Here is a 25038-nt window from a genome sequence, read left to right as displayed (position 1 = left end):
TCGTTATGACGATTTCAATTCGGATTCGAGCATATAACCACCGCCGCGCACGGCACTAATGAGAAAGGTGTCTTTCCCGTATTTTTTGCGCACCCGATAGACAAGTGCATTTAGTTCGTCGAGCGTCACATCCGAGTAGCCTTCTGCTCCCGGTGATCGTTCAGGCCACACCTTGGACTTAATTTCCTCCATGGGAACGAGGCGGTTTGTATGCTCATGCAGCACACGGATCAATAGATATTCTTTCTCGGACATAAGGATTCGCTTGCCATCCACCACACATTCCCGTTTCTCCCAACTTATTTCCAACGGGAGTTTGGGGATTTCTAACTGCATGGTGATGCTGAGCGGTTCAATTTCAAGGGTTTGATCGGCAAACATATATGAGAAATGGATGACGGTCATCCCTTTGGCAAGCCTAATAATATCAAAATTGTTCAAAGGATACGGCGTGTGCGGTGTTAGCCGTACACCGTTAATTTCAGTGCCGTGGCGACTTCCTAAATCATAAAGCACCGCCTTGTCTTGCTCTTTGCGGATAATGATATGCTTCCGGGATATAAACGCGTTCGTAAAAGCCAAATCCGGCGTTAACTCATTGGATACACGGCCGACATTTGTTTCTTCCTGGTTTAAATTCACGCAAGTGCCCGCTCGATAGGGCTCACCGCGCACAACGTATAAGCATGCAAAGTTATCCAGTTGTGTCCCCTCCGTTTGCAAATGCAGCTTACCTCACTTCTTGGGAAATACCCCCATTACTCATCGTACCTCAAACTGTACCTGAATAAAACCCCTTCACACTGACGGATCGCTCATTTTTCAGTAACATTTTGAAGATTACCCCTATCTACAAAAATATACAAATTCGGATCCAGTGACTGAATAAATGGCGTCCATTCCCCTGTTGTATAGAGCAGGAGCCGGTGCATCGCGCGCGTACACGCGGTATAAAATAGCTTACGTTCGCTCTCTCGGCCGTACACTTGTGAGGATGCATCATAAATCAGCACCGCGTCGAACTCGACACCTTTGGCCAGATAGGCTGGAATGACCATCGTCCCTTTCTCAAAAGTTGATGTTTCCTTCGTAATGAGTCGCAGCGTCTCAGCGCCATGAGACATCAACACGTCATAAGCCTCACGGCTCTCCGCTGCGGTCTTCGTAATAACGGCAATTGACTCGAAGCCCTCTGCCCTGAGTTCAGCGAGATGCTCTATCATTCGTTCAGCTCTCTCAGCACTGCCGCTAGCCTGAATGAGATAGGGCTTCTGGTCACTCCTCTCAAAAGGTACGATTTCTTCACTAGGCAACAACGCCTTCGTAAACTCCACAATCTCGCGGGTGGAGCGATAACTTCGCACAAGGCGAATCAGACTCGTTTCATTTTGACCATATAGCTTAATAAGTGGCGAATCCACCTCAGATAGATTAGTTGCTTGCGGGAAGATCGCTTGGCTGAAATCTCCGAGAACGGTCATGTTGGCGCGTGGAAATAGCTGCTTTAGGAAATAGAATTGGAATGGTGAATAATCCTGTCCTTCATCGACAAAGAGATGCCGCACATTCGTGTTCCTCCGAGTTCCTTCTACGAATTCTTTCAAGCACAAGAATGGCGCCGCATCCTCATAAAACAGTTCGAGCCTACTCAGCTTTTCCTTCGTTTGCTTGCAAATTTCCGCCCACTGTTCAGGCACCGCAGTCTCGTTCGTCATGTTCCGATAAGTAGCCTCGTCACTGAACAATTGATCGTACAATCCAATGATATCTATAAATTTAAATCGCTTTACATCATTTCTCAATTGCTTATAATGCCCACTCACGATCATCTTCCGAAGCAGCCCTTCTATTTCCTGCATGGCAAAATCAACATTATGCTCTTCGTCTTGCTCCTTGCCAAGAAACTGTCCATAATCATCCAGAAGCTGCTCATTCATATGGAGGACCACTTCTTCTTCTTGCCGGTACTTCTTCAGCAACTCTCTATAGGCTTCGGCATATTGCTCATTGTCGAGGTAATCGAGTTCATCTTGGACCCAATGCGCTTTTTGTTCTTTACGCTCGAGCGTTGCCAGCCTTTGCAGGATCCATTCCTGTAAAAGAGCGACTCGATTAGCCAAACGGATCGTATGGTCATAGCTATAAAATTGCGATTGGATCTGCTCCGCAGTAATTAACTCACGATCCTGGAATTGGATGCTGCGGAAGAGCATGCCTTCTTTTCCCAGCCATACCGCGTATTGCTGCAGGGCATGGAGAAATACCTCTGATGCTTTATAGTGAATCCCACTGGTTCGTGCTTCACAATCGGGAGTCGAGGATGACGTCAGGATATATTCGATTTGCTCAAACGGACTCTCCAGCTGCAACGTGGCTCCAAGCCAATAGACCAAATATTCTTGAATCGTCGTCTGCTGCATATTCTCCTCACCGAGCTCGGGAAGAACGGTTGATACATAACTGTTGAACATTGGATTCGGGGAAAAAAGAACAATTTGATCCGCTTTAAGCTTATCACGGTGTTTATATAATAAGTAGGCAGCTCGCTGCAGAGCTGCTGATGTCTTTCCACTGCCTGCCGCTCCCTGCACAATGAGCATGCGCGTCTTATCGTTGCGAATGATGGCATTTTGCTCCTTCTGAATAGTCGCCACAATGCTCTTCATTTGTGAATTTGCACCTTGGGCAAGCACTTGCTGGAGCAATTCATCACCGATGGTTATACTCGTGTCGAACACACGCTTTAACTGGCCGTCGCCGATGAAATATTGCCGTTTCAGCGTCATTTCTCCCTCGACGCGTCCCCCGGGGGTTTCATAGGCCGAAGCCCCTGGGGAATAGTCATAATACATACTTGCAATGGGAGTACGCCAATCATAGACTAGGAAACTTAAGCCGTCTTCGTCAACAAAAGATGAAACGCCAATATAAATTTGCTCACTGAAGCGAGTATCATCTTCTTGAAAATCAATCCGCCCAAAATAAGGCGACGGCAGCAACCGCTTCATGCCTTTCAATCGTTGCATCCGCTGCTGGTGACTGCGCTCCCGCTCCGATAACAACGCTTCTTGCTGTCTAATACTATAAAAGGCCTCTTCAAAATCTTCATGTGTACTCGTATTGATCGACACTTCTTCCCAAAACCGCTTGCGGAAATCCGTAACCTGATCGCGCAACCCGACTACCTCTGGTTCGATTTCTACAATAGCAGATCGTAATTTGTCCGTAACCATATCTAATCGCTCTTGTTCTTGCTGCCATTCGTTCACCTTGATCATCTTCACGAACACGCTCCTTATGGGTCTTGTGTGAAAAAAACAAAATAATGTTTGACAACCAGCCAATCTTCGTGCTAAAATTTAATTAAAGATAAGATGTATTAATTATGTCAACTAATAAATAAATAGACAATGGTCTTTGTATTCTAACATATAGCTTCCTTTTGTGTAAATAAGTATTTAGCAAGAAGAACCGGTAGAAATACCGGTTCTTCTTTTTTTTGCACCTAAACTTGGAGACACCGATGTTTCAACCTCCTTTTCCTGAACATCTTCACCTTGAGAAGACTTTTCCCCCTTTTCCGTGCAGCGCTTCAAGATTAGATGGATTATATGTAGCTAATATCGCTGAAAAAACTGATCTATTAGGAATAACTGGATTTCATACAGCTAATTCGAGCCTTTTCTTGCCGCATGTTCAAATTACGCTAAATTAGCTGTACCTAATCCAGTTATTCAAGAAAAAGCAAGAAAAACAGCTGAAATAGCTGTACATTTTCCAGTTAATTGGTTCGAGTAGCCTATAACTTAATCGAAATGAACTTCAGCTCCGTCAACTCTTCGACCGCATATCGAATACCTTCCCGTCCGAAGCCACTTTCCTTCACACCGCCATAAGGCATGTTATCCACACGGAATGTAGGGAAATCATTAATCATAACGCCTCCTACCTCCAATTGCTCAGCAGCACGCATCGCGGCACGGATGTCATTCGTATAAATGCCTGCTTGTAGTCCATAACGAGAATGATTGACATCCTGAATGGCTTGATCCAGCGAGCTGAATGAGGCAACCGTAACGATCGGTCCAAACACCTCTTCACAGGAAACAGGCTCATCCGCAGCTACATGCGTCAAAATGGTCGGTGGATATATCCGAGAATTCAGCTCTTTGCCACCTGTAATCACAACGGCTCCTTTGGCGACCGCACTGTCTACCCAATCCTGCATCCGCCGAACTTCTTTCTCACTAATCAGCGCGGAAACATCCGTTGTCTCATCTAGCGGGTCACCGATAACCAATTTCTCCACTTGCTCTTTGAATCTTTTCATAAAATCATCATAAAGAAGCTCGTGGACGAAAATCCGCTGAATGGAAATGCATACTTGACCACTATATGAATAGGCACCGAGCACACAGCGACTGATTAACTCATCTGTAATCTCGTAAGCTTTGTCTATAAGTAAAGCTGAATTCGAACCTAATTCTAAGGTAACTCGTTTTAAACCGGCTTTGTTTTTCATCGCAATCCCGACTGCAGGACTCCCTGTGAAGGTAACAGCCTTCACCCGCGGGTCCCTCACGAGCTTCTCTCCCACGACCGAACCAGGTCCGGGTATGACATTCAGTGCCCCATTGGGGAGGCCCGCTTCTTGGAAAATTTCGGCAAGCACCAAGGAGGAGAGTGGCGTTTGCCCTGCGGGTTTAAGTACAATTGTGTTCCCCGCCGCAATCGCTGGGCCTACTTTATGTGCGACCAAATTAAAGGGGAAGTTAAATGGCGTTATAGCCGCGATCACCCCCAGCGGTTTGCGCAGCGTAAAGGCAATGCGTCCCTCTCCGCCAGGTGCTGCATCCAGCGGTACCGTTTCTCCATGAATGCGACTTGCTTCCATCGCTGCGAATTTGTAGGTTTGAATCGTCCGAGCGAGTTCGCCTCGTGCAGTCTTGAGCGGTTTTGCCGCTTCCAGGGCCACTAGACGCGCGAGCTCCTCTTTGCGTTTTTCCAACAATTCAGCCACTTTATATAAAATAGTCGTACGCTCGTGAGCTGGCATCTGAGCCATGACCTGTGCAGCTGCTTGCGCAGCTTGGATTGCTTCATCCGTTTCCGCTTCATTCCCATGCCCCACATCTGCAATCCATTCCCCTGAATAAGGTGAGTAAAGTGCTTCGTAACGAGCAGCTTCTTTCCATTGTCCATTAATAAACAAATGCCTTTTCATCTGTACTCCCTACTTTCTCTCTACGGCATACTGCTCAATTATAACATGTTGAATTATATCAAGGCCTTCAGCAAGCTCTTCATCTGTGATGACGAGTGGGGTTAGAAAACGAATGACGCTGCTATGCACCCCAGCACTTAATAGGATCACGCCTGCTTCATAGCAGCCTTTTTGAATCGCAGCAGCATTCGCTTTATCTGGTTCTTTCGTATCGGGATGAACGAATTCGATTGCACACATCGCACCTAGTCCACGCACCTCCGCAATATGTGGGACTGTCTTCTGCAAGTCCGTAAAGAATCCACGGATCGTCTCACCGATAACACGTGATCGCACAACGAGATTCTCGCGTTCCATCTTCTCGATAACCGCCAATGCTGCTACACATCCAAGCGGACTTCCACCATACGTACCACCGATTTCGCCAGGTGCAGGTGAATCCATAATTTCCGAACGACCCGTTACGGCCGATATCGGCAAGCCTGCTGCAATGGATTTCGACATCGTCATCAAATCGGGTTCAATACCAAAATGGGTGGAAGCGAACATTTCTCCCGTACGTCCGAAACCTGTTTGAATTTCATCGGCAATAAACAAAATATGTTTACTTTTGCAAATCTCATATATACCTTGAACAAATTCCTTCTGAGGAACGATGAAGCCGCCTTCACCTTGGATCGGCTCCATAATAACCGCCGCTAACTCCTCCGGTGCGACTTCCGTATAGAGGAAATCTTCAAATTGCTGAACACAATAGAGCGCGTAATCTGTCTCCGACATGCCTTGCGGACGATGCAACGGATACGGGAATTGTGCTTTGTAGGTGGCCGGGGCAAACGGCCCCATCTGGAACTTATAGGGTCTGACCTTGCTTGTAAGCGACATGCCCAAGAGTGTCCGACCATGAAATCCTCGCGAGAAGGAGACGATACCAGACTTCCCTGTATATTTCCTTGCAATTTTCACAGCATTCTCAACCGCTTCTGCACCGCTATTTAGAAAGATCGTTTTCTTCGGAAAGTTGCCTGGCGTGATTTGTGCCAATTTCTCTGCTAGCTCTAGATAGGGTTCATACATAGCCACATGAAAGCAAGGATGAATATATTTTTCAAGCTGTATTTGCAAAGCTTTGACAACTTCAGGCGGGCAATGGCCAACATTCTGCGTACCGATCGCGCCGGCAAAATCAATGAATACATTACCATCCACATCATAAATCAAAGCCCCTTCTGCCCTTTCAACAAAAATCGGTGTATTGTTGCCAACACCTCTGGGTACGAATGCTTGTCTTTTATCCATGAGTTCTTGGGTGCGGCCGCCCTGTAACTTGGAGGGTACTGAAGCAAATTTACGTGTGATTTGCATATTCATCTTCCCCTTTACATTCATTTTTCATATTTGCAGGATCATTACCACTACTTTCTCCTTCATTTTATGACGGCAATCAATTACAAATTCAGCATATAACGCAAAAAAAAGCCCTTCACAGGGCTTATGAGCCCTGTAAGTCAGGCTCTTGTTTGAAAATGATTTTAAATATCGGATAGAACACGAAGAATGAAATTGTACTATTGATCCCCATGGTAATCACGTCTGCTGTTGTTTCACCTAATGAACCCATGTCCCACGAGTTGATGAATAAGTTATATATCGGTGCTTTGTAAAATCCTTGCGCAGCGGCGGCACCAATCGTTATCACCATGTACGCTAATACGTACCAAAAAGCAGCCTTCCAAATATTACTGTTTGATTTAAATGTAATATTTCGCTGGGCGAAAAAATTAATAATCTGTGCAATTCCGAGCGTTATTTGGACGGCAAGGAAATAACCAATCCCTCCTCCACCGCCTGAGGCAAGCGAACCAGCCGCATAGTCGAATACATAATAAGTACTTCCATCAAAGTTATGCCCCAACTGGAAAATTTGGAAGCTTATCGTAAGCAAAGATGTCTGTGCGAATATGAGTTTAATGAGAGGCATTAGAATCAGTTGTAATGCCGTCATGCCAACACTGAGAATCAAGAATAGCAGGAATTGAGCAATAGCAGGATGTCGTTCCTTATAGCTATTCCATAAACCTACCAACCCGATATATCTTTTGATATTTATTTCGCTCATTCTAGTTACAACTCCATGTTAATTTCTCACCTATTTATCCATCTCAACAACGTCAAAATTTGTTTCCGACTTATTTTACCGCCGGAAAAGCGGTCGATTTGACGAAATGGCATATTCATAACGAAGTAGACATTATTCGCTAGCAAAGGTTTGTTGACTGCGTCAAAAAATTTGTTAAAGAAGATTACAACGCCATAGATCGTTTTTCCCAACCAGTTCTTATATTTCGCTTGTGCAATGGTATCGTTTAATCCCAAATCCCGTTTCGGATCCCACAAACGCTGTGGCGGTTCGTAACCCAACAGACGCTTATATTCTTCCGGCGCTCTCTCTTCCCGATTGCGCACATTTACAATTTGATTCTCTTCTCGAAACTCAGCAGGTGTAACCTTATATTTCTCTTTGAATGCTTCATTAAAGGAGCGTACATTGGAAAAACCGTTGGCCAAGGCAATCGTGACAATCTTGTCATTCGTGCTTCCCAACATACGGTAGCTATGAAACAATCGGACTTCTTTGATGTAATTTCCGATTGAAATCCCTAATTGATTTTTAAAAGAATGCGCAAGATAATATTTACTGCTATAGAACTTCTCAGCAATTTTATCCAAGCTCAATTTCTCTCCATAATTGAGATTGATATACGATACGATTTCTTTCACCTTATCTGTAGCCGCGTGTGCTTGCTCTCTCTCGTCCACCAGCCCAATGTACCGGTACAGCAGTCCGATCAACCGTTTGGAATACCCTTCAATCATGTAGTCAGAGCCGTCTCCAGGATAACTCATTTCGATGTACAAATACGCCATACAATTTCGCACAAGCTCGTATCCGTCCTTCTTGTATACCATCGATAGCGGAATGTTCAGTTTAAATGGTGGAAACTCCTCCTGATACTCATTGATCAGAAACTTCACAGTAAGCGTCGCATTCTCTGCGCTGCCGATCACACGAACCATATCCCCTTTATTCAAAACGAAAATATCACCGGTCCTAATCAAAACATCCGAACCATTACGGATCAATTCCAAATAGGCAGAAAGAACAAACCACACCGTTAACTCCGAAATGAACAATAGATCCGCATCCTCGATTGTTTCGATGGCAGTCATAACGAAGTGATCGCATCCATCATTCCTTTGCTTTAACATTAATCCATCTCCTTTCGAATACGATTTACGGCACGATCCTAACCAGATCTTATTAGTATAAACCAAATCTTTGAGTTCTGATGTTAAGAGGTTGAGAATTATCGATATTCCTGTGGTATACGCCCCCCGAATGCAAACAACTATGGTCAAAGATGCTAAAAGGCATCCATTTCAGAGAAAAACGCCCGTATATCGATGAATACGTGCAGAAGTACATCTTTGAGGACCGCTAGTGTGTCATAACGATGAGAGTAGGCAGAAATAGTTGCACTTTCGCATCAATTTAGATTATGAGCTACGTTTGATTCAAAAAGGATGCCCTTTTGCATTTTTGGACACTTGTGCATGCCACGCAACTTTATTAACTCCCGACACGAACAAGCTGAATTTAAGACAGCACAAAAAGGGACCCCCGCCACATCCATGGCTTTGGGGCCCCTCATCTTACTCCCTTACAAACAAGCGAGTTGATACATCTCCTCATTGGATAACGCTTTGTTATAAATAGCTAATCCACCGATGCTGCCAACAAAGAAATTACCGATCTCATGAGAACGATCCACTGCACCAACGGTAAAATCAGCACCATCCTGCCCGCCATCGAAAAGTCCGCCTGGGTAATGATAAGGATTACGGATCGGGCGTTCATCCAGTATCCCATTTACATAGGATCGCACATACTGGCCGTCGTATGTAAAAGCAACAAAGTGCCATTCTTCAAGAGGAATCTCCGTTTTACCGATGGATGAATCCATACACCAACGATAGCCAGGTGTCGGGCCACCTAGGGATGATACATGGCCGCACACCTGTTGGCCACTCTCCCAAATCGATAAATTCAGAAACAGTCCATACTGGCGTCTCTTATTCGTTTCATTCCAAATGCCAGCAACAAATTCGCATTCATTATTGGATTTCTTTCTGCGCTTAACCCAAGCCGCTACCGTCACCTGAGCATTCTCACCATGCATGCGACTTGATCCCATACCTCGATGAGCCGTGGAAAAGTCATGCCGAAAGGTTCGGCATTCCTGGAGCTGGGCTGCCCTATTCGTCGCCGATTGGCAGCAAGCGCAAAGATGCAGATCCGCCTAGCGGGCTACCGTTGGGATCCGATCCGCATTACATGCTCGAACACTTGGTCGAACCATTCAACCTTGATTACGCGTTGCTTTGTTCCGATGCAATAATTGGCATGTCTGGTTATGCGGACAGCGATCACGTTGCAGCCGTATGCCGGGCCTACAACGATTATCTAATCGCCGAATGGCTGCCGGTTAGCCCGAAGTTCAAGGGTTATCTGTGCATCGGTACCCAAGATCCCTTGGAAGCTGCGCGCGAGATCGACCGGGTCGGTTCGCATCCAGACATCGTCGCTGTCAGTGTGATCGGAGGTGCTCGAATGCCGTACGGCCAGCGTTTCTTCCATCCGATCTACGAAGTTTGTGAGCGCAATGGGCTTCCACTTGTAATCCATCCGGGCGCCGAAGGCGCAGGTACCTTTAACCCACCGACTGCGGTCGGGTATGTGTCGAACTATTTGCAGTGGCATACTTGCTTGCCCCAAACCTTTATGGCTCATTTGGTTAGTTTTGTCTGCGAAGGCGTGTTTGAAAAGTATCCAGGGTTTAAAGTGGTGTTTTGCGAGGGTGGCGTCACTTGGCTGCCTCCACTGTTGTGGCGGCTGGACAAAAACTTTAAAGCCTTACGTTCATCCACACCATGGCTGAAGCGCATGCCGAGTGAGTATGTGCGCGACCACTGCTTCATGACGACGCAGCCGATCGAGGAACCGGATGACTTCAAGCATCTCGAAGCGATGTTCAATATGTTCGACGCTGAGAACATGCTGCTCTTCTCCAGCGACTATCCCCATTGGGATTTCGATGATCCGACGAAGATCCTGCAACGGCTCCCGCTTGAGAAGAAGAAGAAAATTTTCAGCGAAAATGCTCGGCAGTTGTTCAATCTGAAGTGAACGCACGAAACTCCCCTACCACTTGATAATGGGTAAGGGAGTTTTCATTCACAGCGATTACTACTGCCTTCGCATTCGGGACTTGAACCCTAGAGATAGCGCCCATGCTGGGCGCACTTAGAAAACGGAGCCCGCTAATCCGCGGCACTCCGTTTTTGTTGTTTCAGAACTAAAATAGAAATTTAAGTACCCGCGGCGAAAATGAGGATTTGTTGCAGCATTCGTTAGAAAAAAATTATGCCGTTTAAATGCCAATGCATATATACATTTAATTCGTTCTACTGTTCAGATGATTCAGCAAATCGTCCAATCCATGTTCCGTAAAAGCTCCTTCGCTAAATGTGATAAGCGCGCGGAGCGGCATATTCTTCATCATTGCCATCATGAGTTCCGAACCATCCTGCATCATCGCCATCATCCCTCCTGCTTGACTCAACATGGATTGAATGATCGCGGCCCCCTTCGGATCACCCATCAGATCGCCGACTGTCGAGTTACGCGTGTACATCTTGGCAAGTGCAACCGTGGATTCCACTTCAACACGTTCTGTGAGTACGATATCTTGGGATGAATGTCCGATGAGAATATCGAATTCACCCGTTTCTACATGCCAATCCTTTAGCTCGACATTGTAATAGGCAAAAGCTCTTTGATCCAGTGTGAACGTCACTGTCTTCGTTTCACCAGGTAAAAGCGCTACCTTCGTGAAACCCTTCAGCTCTTTTTCCGGCCGTACGACACTGCTGACCACATCTTTAACATACAACTGCACGACTTCTTTACCTTGCATAGCGCCAGTATTCGTAACCTTTACGCTAACTTGCAGCGTGTCGGTATCTTTCATGCTGTGCGTGCTTACCGAAAGATCGGAGTACGCGAATGTTGTATAGCTGAGACCGTAGCCAAATGGGAAAAGTGGCTCAATCCGCTTGGCGTCATAGTAACGGTACCCTATGAATAAACCTTCCTTGTACTCAACACGGTCCCCCTCGCCGGGGAAATTCAGGAAGGACGGATTGTGCTCAAGCTGCTGCGGAAACGTCTCCGCAAGCTTGCCTGACGGACTGACATTGCCGAATAACAAGTCAGCAATTGCACCTCCGAGAGCTTGCCCGCCGAGGTAGCCCTCCAGTACTGCCTTGACGTGGCCGAGCCAAGGCATTTCAATCGCGGAGCCGTTGCTCAGCACAACGACGATGTTCGGTTGAACGTCCGCGACGGCTTCAATGAGACGGACATGGCCTTCCGGAATCCGCATATGATTCCGGTCATAGCCCTCGGATTCGTAGCGCTCCGGCAATCCAACGAACACAATCGCGGTGTCAGCTTGCGAAGCTGCTTCCACAGCCTGTGCGATGAGCTCCGCATCCGGCTCATCATTGTCAGTGGCGTAGCCCTGCGCATAGGATAACAGCGCAGATGCTCCTGCTTCCCTCAAGATGCTGTCGTAAATATCATCCAGCTGGGTAGGCTTGATATGCGAGCTTCCGCCGCCTTGATATCTCGGATTACGAGCAAAGTCGCCGATCACCGCATAGGAGCCTTCGCGTTTCAGAGGAAGTAGGCTGCTCTCATTTTTGAGCAGTACCATACTTTCTCTTGCAGCTACTCTGGCTAACTGGTGATGTGTCTCCGGATCAAAGGAAGCGTCCTGCTTACGCTGCTCTACCGCTTTGAAAATCACAGCCAGCAGTCGGCTCACCGCTCGATCCAGCGTTTCTTCCGACAATGCCCCGCTGCGCACAGCCTCGATGATTTTCTGATCGCCGACGCCATTACTTGTCGGCATTTCCAATTCCAATCCTGCCGCTAGCCCATTAATGCGATCATTGACTGCGCCCCAGTCGGAAACAACGAAACCCTCATGACCCCACTCTTCTTTTAAAATATCTGTAAGCAGATACGAATTTTCCGAAGCGTACCCCCCATTCACCTGATTGTAAGCACTCATAACGGTCCAAGGCTTCGCCTTCTTTACCGCGCCTTCGAAGCTAGCCAAATAGATTTCTCTGAGTGTGCGTTCATCCACAATGGCGTCTACAGACATACGCCGATGCTCTTGATTGTTCGCGGCAAAATGCTTGAGCGAGGTGCCTACACCTTGGCTTTGTACGCCATTAATATGGCCAGCTGCCATCTCGGAGGACAGAAACGGATCCTCGGAGAAATATTCGAAATTGCGACCGCATAGCGGCGAGCGCTTAATGTTAGCCCCAGGTCCCAACAAAATTGCGACATCTTCTGTCTGACACTCTTCCCCAATCGCGGCGCCAACCTGATGAATCAGCTCCGTGTCCCAAGAGCAGGCCATTCCGGCCCCTGCCGGGAAACACGTCGAAGGCACGCTGTCGAAAATACCCAAATGATCGCTGCCGGCTCTCTGCTTACGCAGCCCATGCGGACCATCTGTCATCATGATGGATGGAATACCAAGACGCTCGACGGCTTTGGTCCGCCAGAAATCTAACCCGGAGCACATGCCTGCTTTTTCCTCTAAAGTCATTTGTTCAATAAGCTGTTGTATGTGTGTTTTCATGTATGTTTCTCTCCTTTTCGTCTAGGAAAATTAGCGCTTGTTTGCGTCGTTCCTGTAACTCCTCCAACATGATGGGTTGAATCTTGTCAAGACGATAAAACAACAGCAAAATAATCATGATGACTTGACCGATAATTGGCGCCCATAAGTAATTAAACGAGATCGCCGCCAAAGCGGAGTCCGATTGTGACGTGCTGTTACCCACATAACCGCCCATCGACAATATCCAGCCACCGAGCGCTCCACCAAGCCCCATTCCGACTTTGACCCCAAAGCTTGAAGCTGAATATAGCAGACCTTGTGCCCGCACGCCGGATTTCCATTCACCATAATCAACCGTATCCGCCATCATTGCAAAAAGAAGACCTGCGCCTGCGCCCATGCCAAGCCCGCTAATAAGTAGCCCAGTCAAAAGCATAGGCACAGAAAGCGCGTTCCCCCCAATAATTGCGATAATATAACCAAGGATGGAAACAAAGGATCCAATAATAATCGTGTTTCTTTTCCCAATTCTTTTCACTGCCATTGGAGCGAACACCATCGTAACAATCATCAGAAGCTGCATCGAATTCACAATCGGAATGAGTTCCGGCTTTTTCAGATAGTATGTCATATAATAAATGCTGGTCTGACCTTGAATGGACGTTGTGATCCATAGGAACAAGCCAAGCAGCAGCATGATCAGCCAAGGTATATTTCCTTTAAGAGCCTTGACCCCTTCACGCATTGGGAGCGGCTTCTCATCGATCGCTTTGACGCGTTCTTTGGTGTTAGCAAACATGTTCAGGAAGAGCAGTATGGCGATGACCGAGAATAAAACCATAGTCACAATAAATCCCTTTGATTGGTTTCCTCCTCCAAACGCATTCACAAGAGGCATTGTTCCTGCGCTCACTGTGATAACTCCAAATATAGCGAAAACCATCCGAACCGTGTTGACCACCGTACGTTCATTGGAATCACTCGTCAAACTCGGCAGGATCGCCGACAGAGGCAAATTAATGCCAGAGTACATAATTCCAAGCATGGTGTATGTGATGTATGCGTATGCAAGTTTACCTGTATCGCCAAAATCCGGCGTTAAAAACATGAGTACGGCTGTAAGCCCAAATGGAACGGCGAGCCAAAGGAAATACGGTCTGCATTTACCCCACCTCGTTTGAGTACGGTCAATCATGACGCCAATGAACGGCTCGACAATCGCGTCAATGACACGTGCAACTAGAAATAATGTCGCTACCGCTCCAGGGTTCAGTCCAAAGACATCCGTGTAGAAATACATCAGATAAAGCGTTGTCATTTGAAAAATCAGATTGGATGCTGTATCGCCCAGACCGTAGCTAATACGCTCTCTCCATGGCACTTGATTTTGATTCATGCTAGCATCTCCCCGATACCTTTTGTTAGCGCTTTCTTAATTTCATTGTAATGTAAGGTTCGTTTAAAACCGTCCGTATTTTAACGAAAATAGGGGGCATTTTTATCTTTTCGTACAAAAGTGGCATGTGATTGAACGTCCGGATATAGGTCTACCTTAAACAGCTTGCACAACAGCAGCATACAGGTGATCGTGATAAAGGCGCCAGTCAGCACATCCGTTGCAAAATGATCTCCCATAATAATACGGCTCGTTGATGTACATAGTCCCCATGCCACTGCGATGACAAGCATAATGTTGCGCCATTTGCTCACGAAGGGCATAAACAGCATCCATATCATCATCGTCCAGCCATTAGCGGAGTGACCCGAAGGGAACGATTTGTGCGCCTCAGCCGTGACCCCGTTCTCCTGAATGCCTTGCGGAAGGAACCACCTTGTAAACTGAGAATAGTCTCCCTCCATATTGCGGAAGCGTAATCTACCCCAGAAAATCTTAAGGACATTCACCACCATAATCTCCGCAAATACGATGGCGATTCCTGCCCAAGCTGCTCTGTTATACATTCGTAACATTTCAACAGGAACTTGCCTCAGCAGCCACTGTGTAATTACTGCGATCAGAACAGCTACAGCTAAACTGATGAGCATGACGCTCCCCCCGGCCAGCTCATATCCACGGTTGAGAGCAATAAATATGATGCTAAATCCACTTAATAGGATGAAAAAACCAGCTACCAGGCGAACCAAGATCTTCTTAATCACTCGTTCATCTCTGACCGTGCTGAAAAGAATACTACCCGCTGCAAATAACACAATGAATGCTGGATGCTCCCCGTATACTTCAAAAAACCAACCAAACCGTGAATGCTCCTCGTTGTAAAGCGCTTTGGATACGTTCAAATCAGCAAATGTAAATAACACCATCAAAGCGGCCCATATCATAATAAATCCCCATACAAATCGCTTTGTCCCTCTGGTCGCCATCTAGGGTTGCTCCTTTCAATAAAAAACGGAAAGCTGGGACGCAGCCCTGCTAACTCATTTCTGAAAAAATACGTTTAATGTCTTTGGAGATTTCATGGACGCAATCTTCCGCCTGCGGATATAATCCTGTCTTATCCAGAAACGCATGATCCATGCCGTTATACTGAATCAGCTTCGTTGCGACGCCTGACCGAGTAAGTTTACGAGCGTACGCTTCACACTCTAGCCTTAAGTAGTCATATTCTGCCGTCACAATCAGTGTTTCCGGCATGCCGCTTAAATCTGCTGCTAATAATGGAGCGAAATAAGGATCCGATGACTCCGCGTTATTTTGCAAGTACAGATTAACAATTAAATTGCTCATTCCACCTATTCCTTCAACCCCAGCCATAATGAGCTCTCGGTGATTGCGAATATCGTATTCGTCCAGGCTCCATTTGAAATCCTCCGTTTCGACTGCCCCCATGTTAACGGTCGGATAAATAAGTGCCTGATACTTAATCATGTTCGTACCTTGGTCACGATCCATCAACGAGCACACTGCAGCCAAGTTACCGCCGGCACTGTCGCCAGCCACCGCGATTTGCTGAGGGTCCGCGCCGATTTCGTCGGCGTGCTCGTAAACCCATTGAACCGCTGCGAAGCAATCGTTAAGTCCGGCAGGAAATGCATGCTCTGGCGCTAGTCGGTAATCTACCGAGACGACGACAGCTCCAGCTTTTTCAGCTAACGCTTTGCAAGGATTTTCGACGACATCTACGGTTCCACCAATAAAGCCGCCGCCATGAAAGAACACGACTACAGGTAATCGACCTTCTACCGAGGGGCTATAAATACGAATGGGGATCGAACTACTTGCTCCTTTAATTACTTTGTAAACGGTATCAATTTGTGTTAATGTAATGTCTTCATTCTTCCATCCGAACATAGCTCTAATCGTTTTCACAAAAGTAGGTATATCTGAAGGGTCAAAACTCGGCCTTTCCGCAGACGCCATAGCGGCAGCCTGCTGCATCTGAACATCATATACCCGAGGGTCTAATTGCCCCAAAGCATCCGAGTCAGGAATAGGTTTGACTGCATAATCGTAATTGTCCCGCTTGGAAACTACCGTATTTTCTTCGAGTAATGAAACCAATTTTCCATATTGTTCTTTGTTGTCCATGTTGAACATCTCCCTCTTCTTGTTTAGTGAATCTTGATTGGATTCATGCGTTTATATATGTATAATAATAGGCAGTTGCCGACTTCAACAATGTGATTGTTCCTGTATGCGGAACTGTTAAATAATAATCGAAGAAGGAGAATTAATTCGTGCCGAATACAAATCCACAACTTCTTTCTTCTGTTAAAAATGCCTTAAGTCTTTTAAAATTGTTTACCGTAAACACGCCTGAAAAAAAACTGACCGAGTTAGCCAAAGAGTTAGGGCTGGGCAAAAGCACAACAAGTCGATTGTTGTCAACTCTGCTGAGTGAGGGGTTTGTCTATCAAGATCCTGTTACGCATACATACAGACTCGGGCAGCGAATCGTATCCCTGTACCAAGTTATGGCGACCACCTATTTGGATTTAGCAGAAACGGCTATTCCTATCATCGAGCGTCTTGCTCGTGAAACTTCCGAAGCTCTCCGAGTAGCTGTATTAGAAGAAAACGAGGTCGTGTACATTTTTCAAGTAGAAGGTCAACGAAAAGAAGATATACCAGCTTACGTAGGGGGAAGAAATCCTGTCCATTGCACAAGTTCCGGCAAAATGCTTTTGGCCTTTCAAGATGAACTCCTACTCAATAAAATGTTGAACCGATCTCTTAAGGCTTATACACCTAAAACCATTACGGACCCTTTGGAGTTGAAAGAGCAGCTTCAACATATTCGGAAACAAGATTATTGCGTCTCTTTCGGAGAATTCATCGAGAATATGGTTTCCATCTCATCTCCCATTCGGGACTCGACCGGTCATGTCATATCTGCACTTACTTTAATTGCTTCAGCGCATCGGTTGGACGAAAACAGTATCATTTCCTACACGAATAAAGTCGTGAAGACGGCGAAAGAAATATCGCGTCAGTTCGGTTTTCTAAGGTGATAGGGTTTATACTCGACAATCTTACCTACTCCGAAAAAATACATTTAGCCTCTTAAGCCTAATTTTATTATAAAAAGTATTCTCATCGATCAGAAGTCACCATTATTTACTAATGGTGTTGCCTGTCCTAGCATACTTAGCCGTCCGCTCATCTTGAATGCGTCCGCTCCAGTTCAATCCAAAGGCAAAATCATAAGAATTACCTGTGGCATCCACATAAACCTCCATGTCATGTGCAACGTCCTCCAACTGCTCTTCTACAGTTTTCATGTGAGCGGGCAGCTGCATAGGAAGCAACGCTGAAGGCTCTACGGCTCCGGTTAAAATATCAAGAATCGCCTGATCCTGTGTACCGAAATTGGCGATAATCGCACTCGCTTCACTTTCAAATTCAGCCATAACGGTTGGATTAGAGAGCAATAAAGAAACAATAACCGGCTTTCCTTTCATTGCTGCTTTGGCTTGAAGCACCATATCCAGATCGGTGGCGTTTAAGACCGAAACCGTTTTATCCTTATAACTGCGATTCAGCACATCTCGCGAATCGCCTGCGATGCTGGTTTCTCTGGCATACTTCGCCGTATAAGCGCTATATTGTAAGCTGATCGGCACATATCCGTTGCCGCCTGCTTCCGCATCAGCTTTGCTGTATCCGGTCGTAGAGTACGGACTTTCGATGAAAACCAACGCGTAGTCAGCTTCATCCGGCTGATCTGTGACTTCAAAATATTGACTAACGATTTCTAACTTAACTGGATATCCTAGGCTTTCAGGAGTCGGAATACCAAACCAATTCACGCCAGCTGAGCGATATCGTTTCGGAATATACACCTTTTTATGTTTCTGTAAGGGAAGCACTTGCTTGTCGTTCTTGAGCATCACAATCGATTTCAGCTGCGCCGCATATCCTGCAGCAACAAATTCCGGGCTGCCTACCTTGGCAATCGTCTCCTCCAGCTGCAAATACGGATTCTCGAAAAGTCCCAATCGGAACATATTAATCAGCAGTCGAACGGCAGATTGCTCGAACCGCACACGCATAAAGGCTTCGCCGTGCTCTTCACACCCCAATTCATAAGCTTCCAGAATGGGCCCAGCTTGATTATTGCCTCCAAACTGGTCGACACCTGCCATCAGCAGCTTATAATGACGCTGTGCGACGGTAAAGTCCTCCTCTACGCCCCAACTACGTCCGCCGGGAAATAATTTGGTGATATCTTTTGCCTCATCGTCTGTTATTCCCCAATCCGTACAAACGACCCCATCATAGCCATATTGCGTACGCAGCAAATCTTGAATAAGATACGCATTGTACGAATTTCCGACGTTCTCACCATTTTTCTTATCTTGGCCATAGGATATCGTGTAATAAGGCATGACAGCCGATGCTTTCCCCGTCGGTCCGTCTAATTGGAATGCCCCCTCTGTAAAAGGAATCAAGTGCTCATCGAAATTGTTACCAGGATACACGGCAAATTTGCCATATCCGAAATGAGCATCGCGTCCCCCTTCGCCTGAGCCTCCACCCGGCCAATGTTTCACCATGGCATTCACGCTGTCATAGCCCCAGCCTCCAGCAATTTCATTCTCTCCTGATGATGTCTGAAAGCCATCTACATAAGCTCTAGCCATTTCGGCGGCCAGTCGCGAATCCTCGCCGAAGGTCATGCCAAACCGGTTCCATCGTGGATCCGTGGCGATATCGATTTGCGGTGACAACGCAGTCGAAATCCCCAGAGCCCGATATTCACTCGATGCGACTTCCCCGAATTTCTTGGTCATGGCTGGATCAAACGTCGCAGCTAGACCCAATGTTTCCGGCCACATCGATATTGATCCACCTGCACCCGCGTTGAACTCTTTGGAAGAATCTGCACTGTGACGCGGATCCGTGCTCGTATTCACAGGGATACCTAGCCCCGTACTTTCCGCGAATGCTTGTAGCTTATTGTTCCATTTGGCAGCCGTCTCCGGGTTTTCCATCATCGTTACCAATACATGCCGTACGTGGTCACTCGACAAAAATGCGATCTGCTGATCCGTAAGGTCAAAGGGGTGAGCTCCGCTTTCGTTAAATGGCTTACCGCCATAGGTCGCGGGAAACCAGCCCAAGCTTGCTGGAACAGCTTGGTGGCTGCTGTACAGCATGAGGCCAGCGATTTGCTCAATAGACAATTTGGAGGCAAGATCTCGCGCTCTCTCCTCCGGAGAAAGACGCCAATCCTCGTATTTATCCAGCTGTCCGTTTTGATTCAAATCCTTAAATACTAAACCATCTACTTCAATGATGCGTACCCCCGATGTGGTTGAATAACCAAGAGTGGGACCCTTAGGGTTTTTCACAAATTGAATGGCAGCTTGATTTCGTTCGTTAGGCATAGGCTTTTCTCCTTACTGATTCTCAATTTTCAAGCTATTATTTACCCGCTGATTTCGCCCAAGCGTCTAGTTGCTTCTGTTTCTCGGCAATAATTTTGTCTAATCCAGCTGATTTCAGCTTGGCATTGAATTCTTGAAGCATAGCGGTATCTATTGTCCCCGTTTCTAGCCCAATGCGATATTGGTTCAGTGCGTTTGTAGCCGCAGCAACTTCCGTTTTGACCGGATCGACGTTAAACGTAAAGCCAAGCGCCTTAGAACGAATCGAGGATTTGTTAAACTGCTGCATAAGTTCCCATATCTGTGGGTTTTCTCCTTCCCAAATGTAGGAAAGAAAATTGTTGCCGACTTCCCATTGATTGAGCATGTAACCCGATTCCTTCATACCTTCAGGCTTGGCAATGAGATTATCGGACTTCTTCACATAATGTTTGCCTTCAATCCCGTTGTCGATCAAGTTCACGATGTCTTTATCCGTGTACATCAAATTCATGAAATCCATCGCTCTCTCTGGGTTATCGCTATTTTTCGTGATAGACATCATAAAGGAAGTAATATTCGTTGTACCTGTGATTGGTTTGGTGAGTCGGACCCCCACAAGCTCCGTTCCTGAATTGCGTGATTCTTGTATTTCAAAGCCGGGTTTTAAGTTGGCCATATACCCGAACGCTCTGCCCGCTTTAACCAGGCTTGGACCGGTTTCTTGCGAAGTTGCAATATCCTTCATGATATAGCCTGACTGATACCATTTCCTTACGAGTGCAAGGCTATCTGCATATTCTTTCGTCTCAAACAAATTAACAACCTTCAAGCTGCTGCCCGTATCGTTCAGACCGCCAAGCCAATCACCCAAAGGATCGAAGGCTGCTCCCAGCAAGACTTGATTGATGGTTTGGCCGGTCTGCCCTTGCGTTTGTTGAACGACCGGTGCCATGCCTGGCTCGTTGTCTTTAATAATTTTAAATACCGGCTCCAAATCACTGAATGTTTTTACTTTGCTTAGATCGATATGGTACTTGTCCAAGAGATCCTTACGCATTACCATGCCGTAATCTGCTGCCATATCCCTAGTACTTGGGACCCCATAGATTTTATTATCGATCTTCGTTCCGTTTAGTATTTCCGGTTCGAATACCTTTTTGATACCCTGACCGCGTTTCTCAAGCAAATCATCCAGAGGGAGCAGCTGCCCTTTAGCGACTTGGCTGCCATAATTGAACAAAGAGGAACTGACCATTAGGTCCATCTTCTCATTGCCGGCGAGCATCAGGTTGGTTTGCTGGGTCCAAGCAGAGATGCTGATCGGAATGAGTTTAACCGTTGCATTGATTTTTTGTTTCGTAATTTTACTAATTTCCTCTTGAACAGCTGTCACATCAGTCATATTCTGAAAGTTAATGAACGCCAGCGCAATTTCGTAAGGCTTGGAATTATCCTTATTCTTGCTATCTTGGGTGCTCTCAGCTTTGAGATCCGATGAGGTGCCGCAAGCAGCCAGCAAGGTAGCTGCAGCTACGGTTATTGCCATTGTACCTGCAATCATTTTCAATTTATTTCCCATTTTAAAATTCCCCCTGTGTATCTGTATATGTGTGTGTCGAGTGGCTAATTCGGATGATATCTTACCCTTTGACAGCACCAATCGTAAGACCTTTGACAAAATACCTTTGAAAAAACGGGTATGCACAGATGATAGGGACGATTCCGATCACTGCCATCGCCATGCGCACGGTAGCCAGTGGAATTTTGGCGGTAGCCGTGGACTGATTGCTTCCTAAGCTGGTCTGCTGCAGGAATTGAATGTCCGTGAGCATTCGGTTCAGCATATTTTGCAAGCTAAACAGCTTGCTGTCAGTTACGAAGATAAGACCATTAAACCAATCGTTCCAATACGAAATCATCAGCATTAAGCCAATTGTAGCCATGATGGGTAAGGACAGTGGCAGGATAATACGGTAAAAGATTTTAAACTCCGTTGCCCCGTCCATATAAGCAGACTCGATTATAGGCGTCGGGATCGACGTGCTGAAAAAAGTTCGCATCAGCATAATGTAGAAGCCATTCGTCAGCAATCCTGGAAGAATAAGCGCCCAGATTGTATTTTTAATATGAAATACTTCTGTGTAGATCAGATAGGTGGATACGAGTCCTCCATTGAACAACATCGTAAAAAACACGAGGAATGACATGATTTTTCGTAGCGGCATATCTTCCCGTGATAACGGATACGCAAGCAGGGACGAAATAAGCAGTCCACCGAACGTTCCAATGACTGTAATAAAGATCGTGATACCATATGCTCTAATCATTGAGCTGGAATCATTCAGAAGAAATGTATACGCATCCAGGCTGAACTTGCTTGGCCAGAGTGAATACCCATGCTGAACAATCGCTTTCTCATCTGATATAGAGGCCATTACGAGCAGAACAAACGGGAACAAGCTAGCGCAAGTAAGCAGTAGAAAAAAGAGATTCACCGCATATTGATTCATTTGATTTGATTTCATAGTTCCGGCTCCCCTCTGTTAGAATAATGCTCGTTCTCGGTTTCGACGGCCAACGAGATAGTTCGAAATGATCACCAATACAAATCCAACCACGGACTGATACAAACCTGCAGCCGAGGACATACCGATATCCCCCAGATTCATTAACCCACGGTATACGTAAGTATCAATAACATCCGTGGTCGATTGAAGCGGCCCTGAATTGAGCGGAACTTGATAAAAGAGACCGAAATCGGAGTAAAAGATGCGTCCAATGCCAAGCAGCGCCATAATCGTAATGGTCGGCATCAGGAGCGGTACCGTAATTGTGCGAATCTGCATCCATTTGCCAGCTCCGTCGATAGTAGCTGCCTCATAATATTCATGATCGATACCGACAATGGCCGCTAAGAAAATAATGCACAAGTACCCAACGCCCTTCCATATGTTCACAATCGTTAAAATATAAGGCCAATATTTGGCTTCGCCGTACCAAGAAATCGGCTCAATCCCCAAAATTGGTAACACATGATGGTTCATGAAACCATTGTCCACATTCAGCATGGAAAGGACCAAATAGGCCACGATTACCATTGAGATTAAATAAGGCAGCAAAACGACACTTTGATAAAAACGCGATAAGAACTTGTTTTTAATTTCATTAAGCAAGATCGCTACCGCTATAGCCAGAGCGAGATTGAGGATAATGAACAATCCGTTATAGAGAATTGTATTTCTCGTTATCGTGAACGCATCGGATGTTTTGAACAAGTACTCAAAGTTTTTGAGACCAATCCAATCGCTGCCCAGTATCCCTTTCCGGTAGTTAATATTTTTGAATGCGATAATAATCCCGAACATTGGCAAGTAATTGTTGATGAACAAATAGATGAATCCCGGCAGCACCATAAGAAACAATGCGCGATATCGTTTAAGCGATTTCCATGTACTTCTCCATGTGTTTGGTTTCACGTTTGGTTTCACGTTTGGTTTCACGTTAGCTCCCTCTCTTTCTAGTTGGTATGCTCCCATTGTAGTGGAATTGCAGAACAAGCACCCACCAATGAAACGACCTCATCTTTCGTTTTTCCGACCTCTTATCTATTTCTGTTTTTGCTGTTTCCGATAATCAGCAGGAGCGACGCCATACGCTTTCTTAAAAACGGTAGAGAAATAGGAAAGGTTTGAATAACCCGAAGTCAAAGCGATATCACTCACCGATTGTTTATTCCTTAGGAGTAAATTTTTTGCCAGCGCTAAACGCTGCTGCTGTAAATAATCTGAAAGCGAACCGCCAGTTTCTTTCTTGAAAACCCGCGTTAAATAATCCGGATTGAGGTACACCGCATTGGCAATATCCTCCCGGCTCAAAGTCTGTTGCCCGATATGTTCACTAATATATTTCTTGGCCTTCTCCACGATCGAGAGGTTCTCTTGCATCGGCTGAATATGATTCATAGCCACTTCAATCACATATGGCACCCACTCCTGCGTAGCTGTCAAAGAGCGCAGCGCTTTCTCCGGCTTTTCCGTCCACAAGCTACTGGCAAACACCATATGTGCCTGAAGTCCTTTGAGCTGCAGCACATAAAATACCATTTGCATAAAATTTTGATAAAAGGCATGAAGCCAGCTGGCATCAATTCCGTTGCGCTCATCTCTCAAGGAATCTAGAAATTTCTTAACTTCCATCTGTAGCTTTTCCCTCGCCCCTTGCTCCATCAGCTCTGCCCAATCGGCTAAATGCGAGAAGTGAGGTTGAGTTGCTGGCCTCCTTGTTACAAGGAGGGGCAAAGTCTGATTTACAAGTGTCACATTATTCTCATCCAATTTCTCCAATTGCTGCACCATGGCGAGCATGTCATGAATAGCCGATTCTGCACCGAGATAACAGCATAAATCACAGTAGAAATACTTATTGCAAGATTGGATAAACAAGCTACATTCCGATGCGACGTCTTCTGACGATACATCATCATGCATAGGCATGACAGCAAGCAGCTTCCCTCGCTGAAGGGGAATCACCATCGCATTCGGAATATGTCGTAGGATCTGCTCTTCTGCCACATTCTTAAGCGCATACTCCATGATGCGTTGCTCTCGCTCAGAAAGTACCTTGTGCCACTGCTGAACGTGGATGTATATGGGCATAAAACGTTGGTTATCAGTGAATGTAATTCCTTGCTTTGCCAAATGCTCACGAATCGCCTCTGGCTTAGAGGGGATCGACTGTGCGAGCAAATCCTGCCAGAATCGTTCCAGCAATAGAGGCTGATGCGTTTCCCATAAGTGATGATAATGCTTGTACGTAGCTTCAAAGATTTTCAGTTGTGCTGCTTTTTCCATTTTGCTCAGTGCTCTGCTTACCACATCTTCAAGCTCACTATAATCAACCGGCTTGAGCAAATAGTCAAAGCTATCTAATTGAATCGCTTGTTTCGCATACGAGAAATCTGCATGGCAGGTCAGAAACACCGTTTCCGTTTCGGGATAATAATGCCTGACCCATTCCAGAAGCTCCAAACCAGTGCCTTGCGGCATTTCTATATCACAAAGGAGAATATGAACATTATTACTCTCGAAAATTTCTTTGGCCTGCCGAATATTAAAAGCCTTATAGACCTCAGAAATATGTAGCTTTTCCCAATCTATTCCTACTTGAAGGCCCTTTATGGCGTGAGCTTCATCGTCCACAATGAGTGCATGATACATA

18 protein-coding genes are annotated in these 25038 nt (G+C 45.9%); 2 read left to right on the top strand and 16 right to left on the bottom strand.

The features are described from left to right. Positions 1 to 3 precede the first annotated feature (3 nt). The 7 genes from AB4114_RS07695 to AB4114_RS07665 form a co-directional block, all read right to left on the bottom strand. The gene (locus tag AB4114_RS07695; protein ID WP_441987930.1) at positions 4 to 642 is read right to left on the bottom strand and encodes an FHA domain-containing protein; all 639 of its coding nucleotides are present in this window, start codon (positions 640 to 642) and stop codon (positions 4 to 6) included. Between the two features lie 173 nt (positions 643 to 815). Then, complete coding sequence (gene helD, locus AB4114_RS07690) at positions 816 to 3278, bottom strand: RNA polymerase recycling motor HelD (protein ID WP_441988144.1); 2463 nt, start codon at positions 3276 to 3278, stop codon at positions 816 to 818. 521 nt (positions 3279 to 3799) lie between these two features. Continuing rightward, complete coding sequence (locus AB4114_RS07685; RefSeq protein WP_441987929.1) at positions 3800 to 5224, bottom strand: aldehyde dehydrogenase family protein; 1425 nt, start codon at positions 5222 to 5224, stop codon at positions 3800 to 3802. A 9-nt stretch (positions 5225 to 5233) separates the two neighbouring features. Continuing rightward, complete coding sequence (gene gabT / locus AB4114_RS07680) at positions 5234 to 6589, bottom strand: 4-aminobutyrate--2-oxoglutarate transaminase (protein WP_441987928.1); 1356 nt, start codon at positions 6587 to 6589, stop codon at positions 5234 to 5236. A 127-nt stretch (positions 6590 to 6716) separates the two neighbouring features. Further along, on the bottom strand, positions 6717 to 7343 hold the full coding sequence (locus AB4114_RS07675; RefSeq protein ID WP_441987927.1) for a hypothetical protein: 627 nt from the start codon (positions 7341 to 7343) through the stop codon (positions 6717 to 6719). A gap of 26 nt (positions 7344 to 7369) precedes the next feature. Then, a complete protein-coding gene (locus tag AB4114_RS07670; protein WP_441987926.1) occupies positions 7370 to 8494 on the bottom strand; it encodes a helix-turn-helix transcriptional regulator in 1125 nt (374 codons plus the stop codon). A gap of 452 nt (positions 8495 to 8946) precedes the next feature. Then, positions 8947 to 9465, bottom strand: coding sequence for a LamG domain-containing protein (locus tag AB4114_RS07665; RefSeq protein ID WP_441987925.1), 519 nt, complete (start codon positions 9463 to 9465; stop codon positions 8947 to 8949). A 134-nt stretch (positions 9466 to 9599) separates the two neighbouring features. On the opposite strand from AB4114_RS07665, the gene AB4114_RS07660 reads away from it, so the two are divergent. Then, complete coding sequence (locus AB4114_RS07660; RefSeq protein ID WP_441987924.1) at positions 9600 to 10472, top strand: amidohydrolase family protein; 873 nt, start codon at positions 9600 to 9602, stop codon at positions 10470 to 10472. A gap of 268 nt (positions 10473 to 10740) precedes the next feature. Here the strand turns inward: AB4114_RS07660 and AB4114_RS07655 are convergent, their stop codons facing one another. The 4 genes from AB4114_RS07655 to AB4114_RS07640 form a co-directional block, all read right to left on the bottom strand. Beyond that, positions 10741 to 13008, bottom strand: coding sequence for a glycoside hydrolase family 3 C-terminal domain-containing protein (locus tag AB4114_RS07655; protein ID WP_441987923.1), 2268 nt, complete (start codon positions 13006 to 13008; stop codon positions 10741 to 10743). Then, entirely contained in the window at positions 12980 to 14386 is a 1407-nt protein-coding gene (locus AB4114_RS07650; RefSeq protein ID WP_441987922.1) for an MFS transporter, read from the bottom strand. Before AB4114_RS07650 ends, AB4114_RS07655 begins: the two co-directional genes overlap by 29 nt. 80 nt (positions 14387 to 14466) lie before the next feature. Next, on the bottom strand, positions 14467 to 15372 hold the full coding sequence (locus AB4114_RS07645) for a phosphatase PAP2 family protein (RefSeq protein WP_441987921.1): 906 nt from the start codon (positions 15370 to 15372) through the stop codon (positions 14467 to 14469). 49 nt (positions 15373 to 15421) lie between these two features. Then, positions 15422 to 16537 (bottom strand): alpha/beta hydrolase, encoded by a 1116-nt coding sequence (locus AB4114_RS07640; RefSeq protein WP_441987920.1) that lies wholly within the window; start codon positions 16535 to 16537, stop codon positions 15422 to 15424. 149 nt (positions 16538 to 16686) lie between these two features. On the opposite strand from AB4114_RS07640, the gene AB4114_RS07635 reads away from it, so the two are divergent. After that, entirely contained in the window at positions 16687 to 17460 is a 774-nt protein-coding gene (locus tag AB4114_RS07635; protein WP_441987919.1) for an IclR family transcriptional regulator, read from the top strand. Positions 17461 to 17562: 102 nt separating this feature from the next. On the opposite strand, the gene AB4114_RS07630 is transcribed toward AB4114_RS07635, so the two are convergent. From AB4114_RS07630 to AB4114_RS07610, 5 genes are all read right to left on the bottom strand, one after another. Further along, positions 17563 to 19839 carry a glycoside hydrolase family 3 N-terminal domain-containing protein gene (locus AB4114_RS07630; protein ID WP_441987918.1) on the bottom strand — a complete coding sequence of 759 codons (2277 nt, stop codon included), beginning with the start codon at positions 19837 to 19839 and terminating at the stop codon, positions 17563 to 17565. A 37-nt stretch (positions 19840 to 19876) separates the two neighbouring features. Then, positions 19877 to 21400, bottom strand: a complete 1524-nt coding sequence (locus tag AB4114_RS07625) for an ABC transporter substrate-binding protein (protein WP_441987917.1) — start codon at positions 21398 to 21400, stop codon at positions 19877 to 19879. 61 nt (positions 21401 to 21461) lie between these two features. Then, entirely contained in the window at positions 21462 to 22346 is an 885-nt protein-coding gene (locus AB4114_RS07620) for a carbohydrate ABC transporter permease (protein WP_441987916.1), read from the bottom strand. Between the two features lie 18 nt (positions 22347 to 22364). Beyond that, positions 22365 to 23234, bottom strand: coding sequence for an ABC transporter permease (locus AB4114_RS07615; protein ID WP_441988143.1), 870 nt, complete (start codon positions 23232 to 23234; stop codon positions 22365 to 22367). A gap of 192 nt (positions 23235 to 23426) precedes the next feature. Further along, complete coding sequence (locus AB4114_RS07610) at positions 23427 to 25037, bottom strand: response regulator transcription factor (protein WP_441987915.1); 1611 nt, start codon at positions 25035 to 25037, stop codon at positions 23427 to 23429. Position 25038 lies beyond the last annotated feature (1 nt).

Source organism: Paenibacillus sp. 2RAB27, assembly GCF_052115445.1.
Taxonomy (GTDB): domain Bacteria; phylum Bacillota; class Bacilli; order Paenibacillales; family NBRC-103111; genus Paenibacillus_E.
Note: the sequence above shows the minus strand (reverse complement) of the source record. Positions and strands in the feature narration are given on the sequence as shown.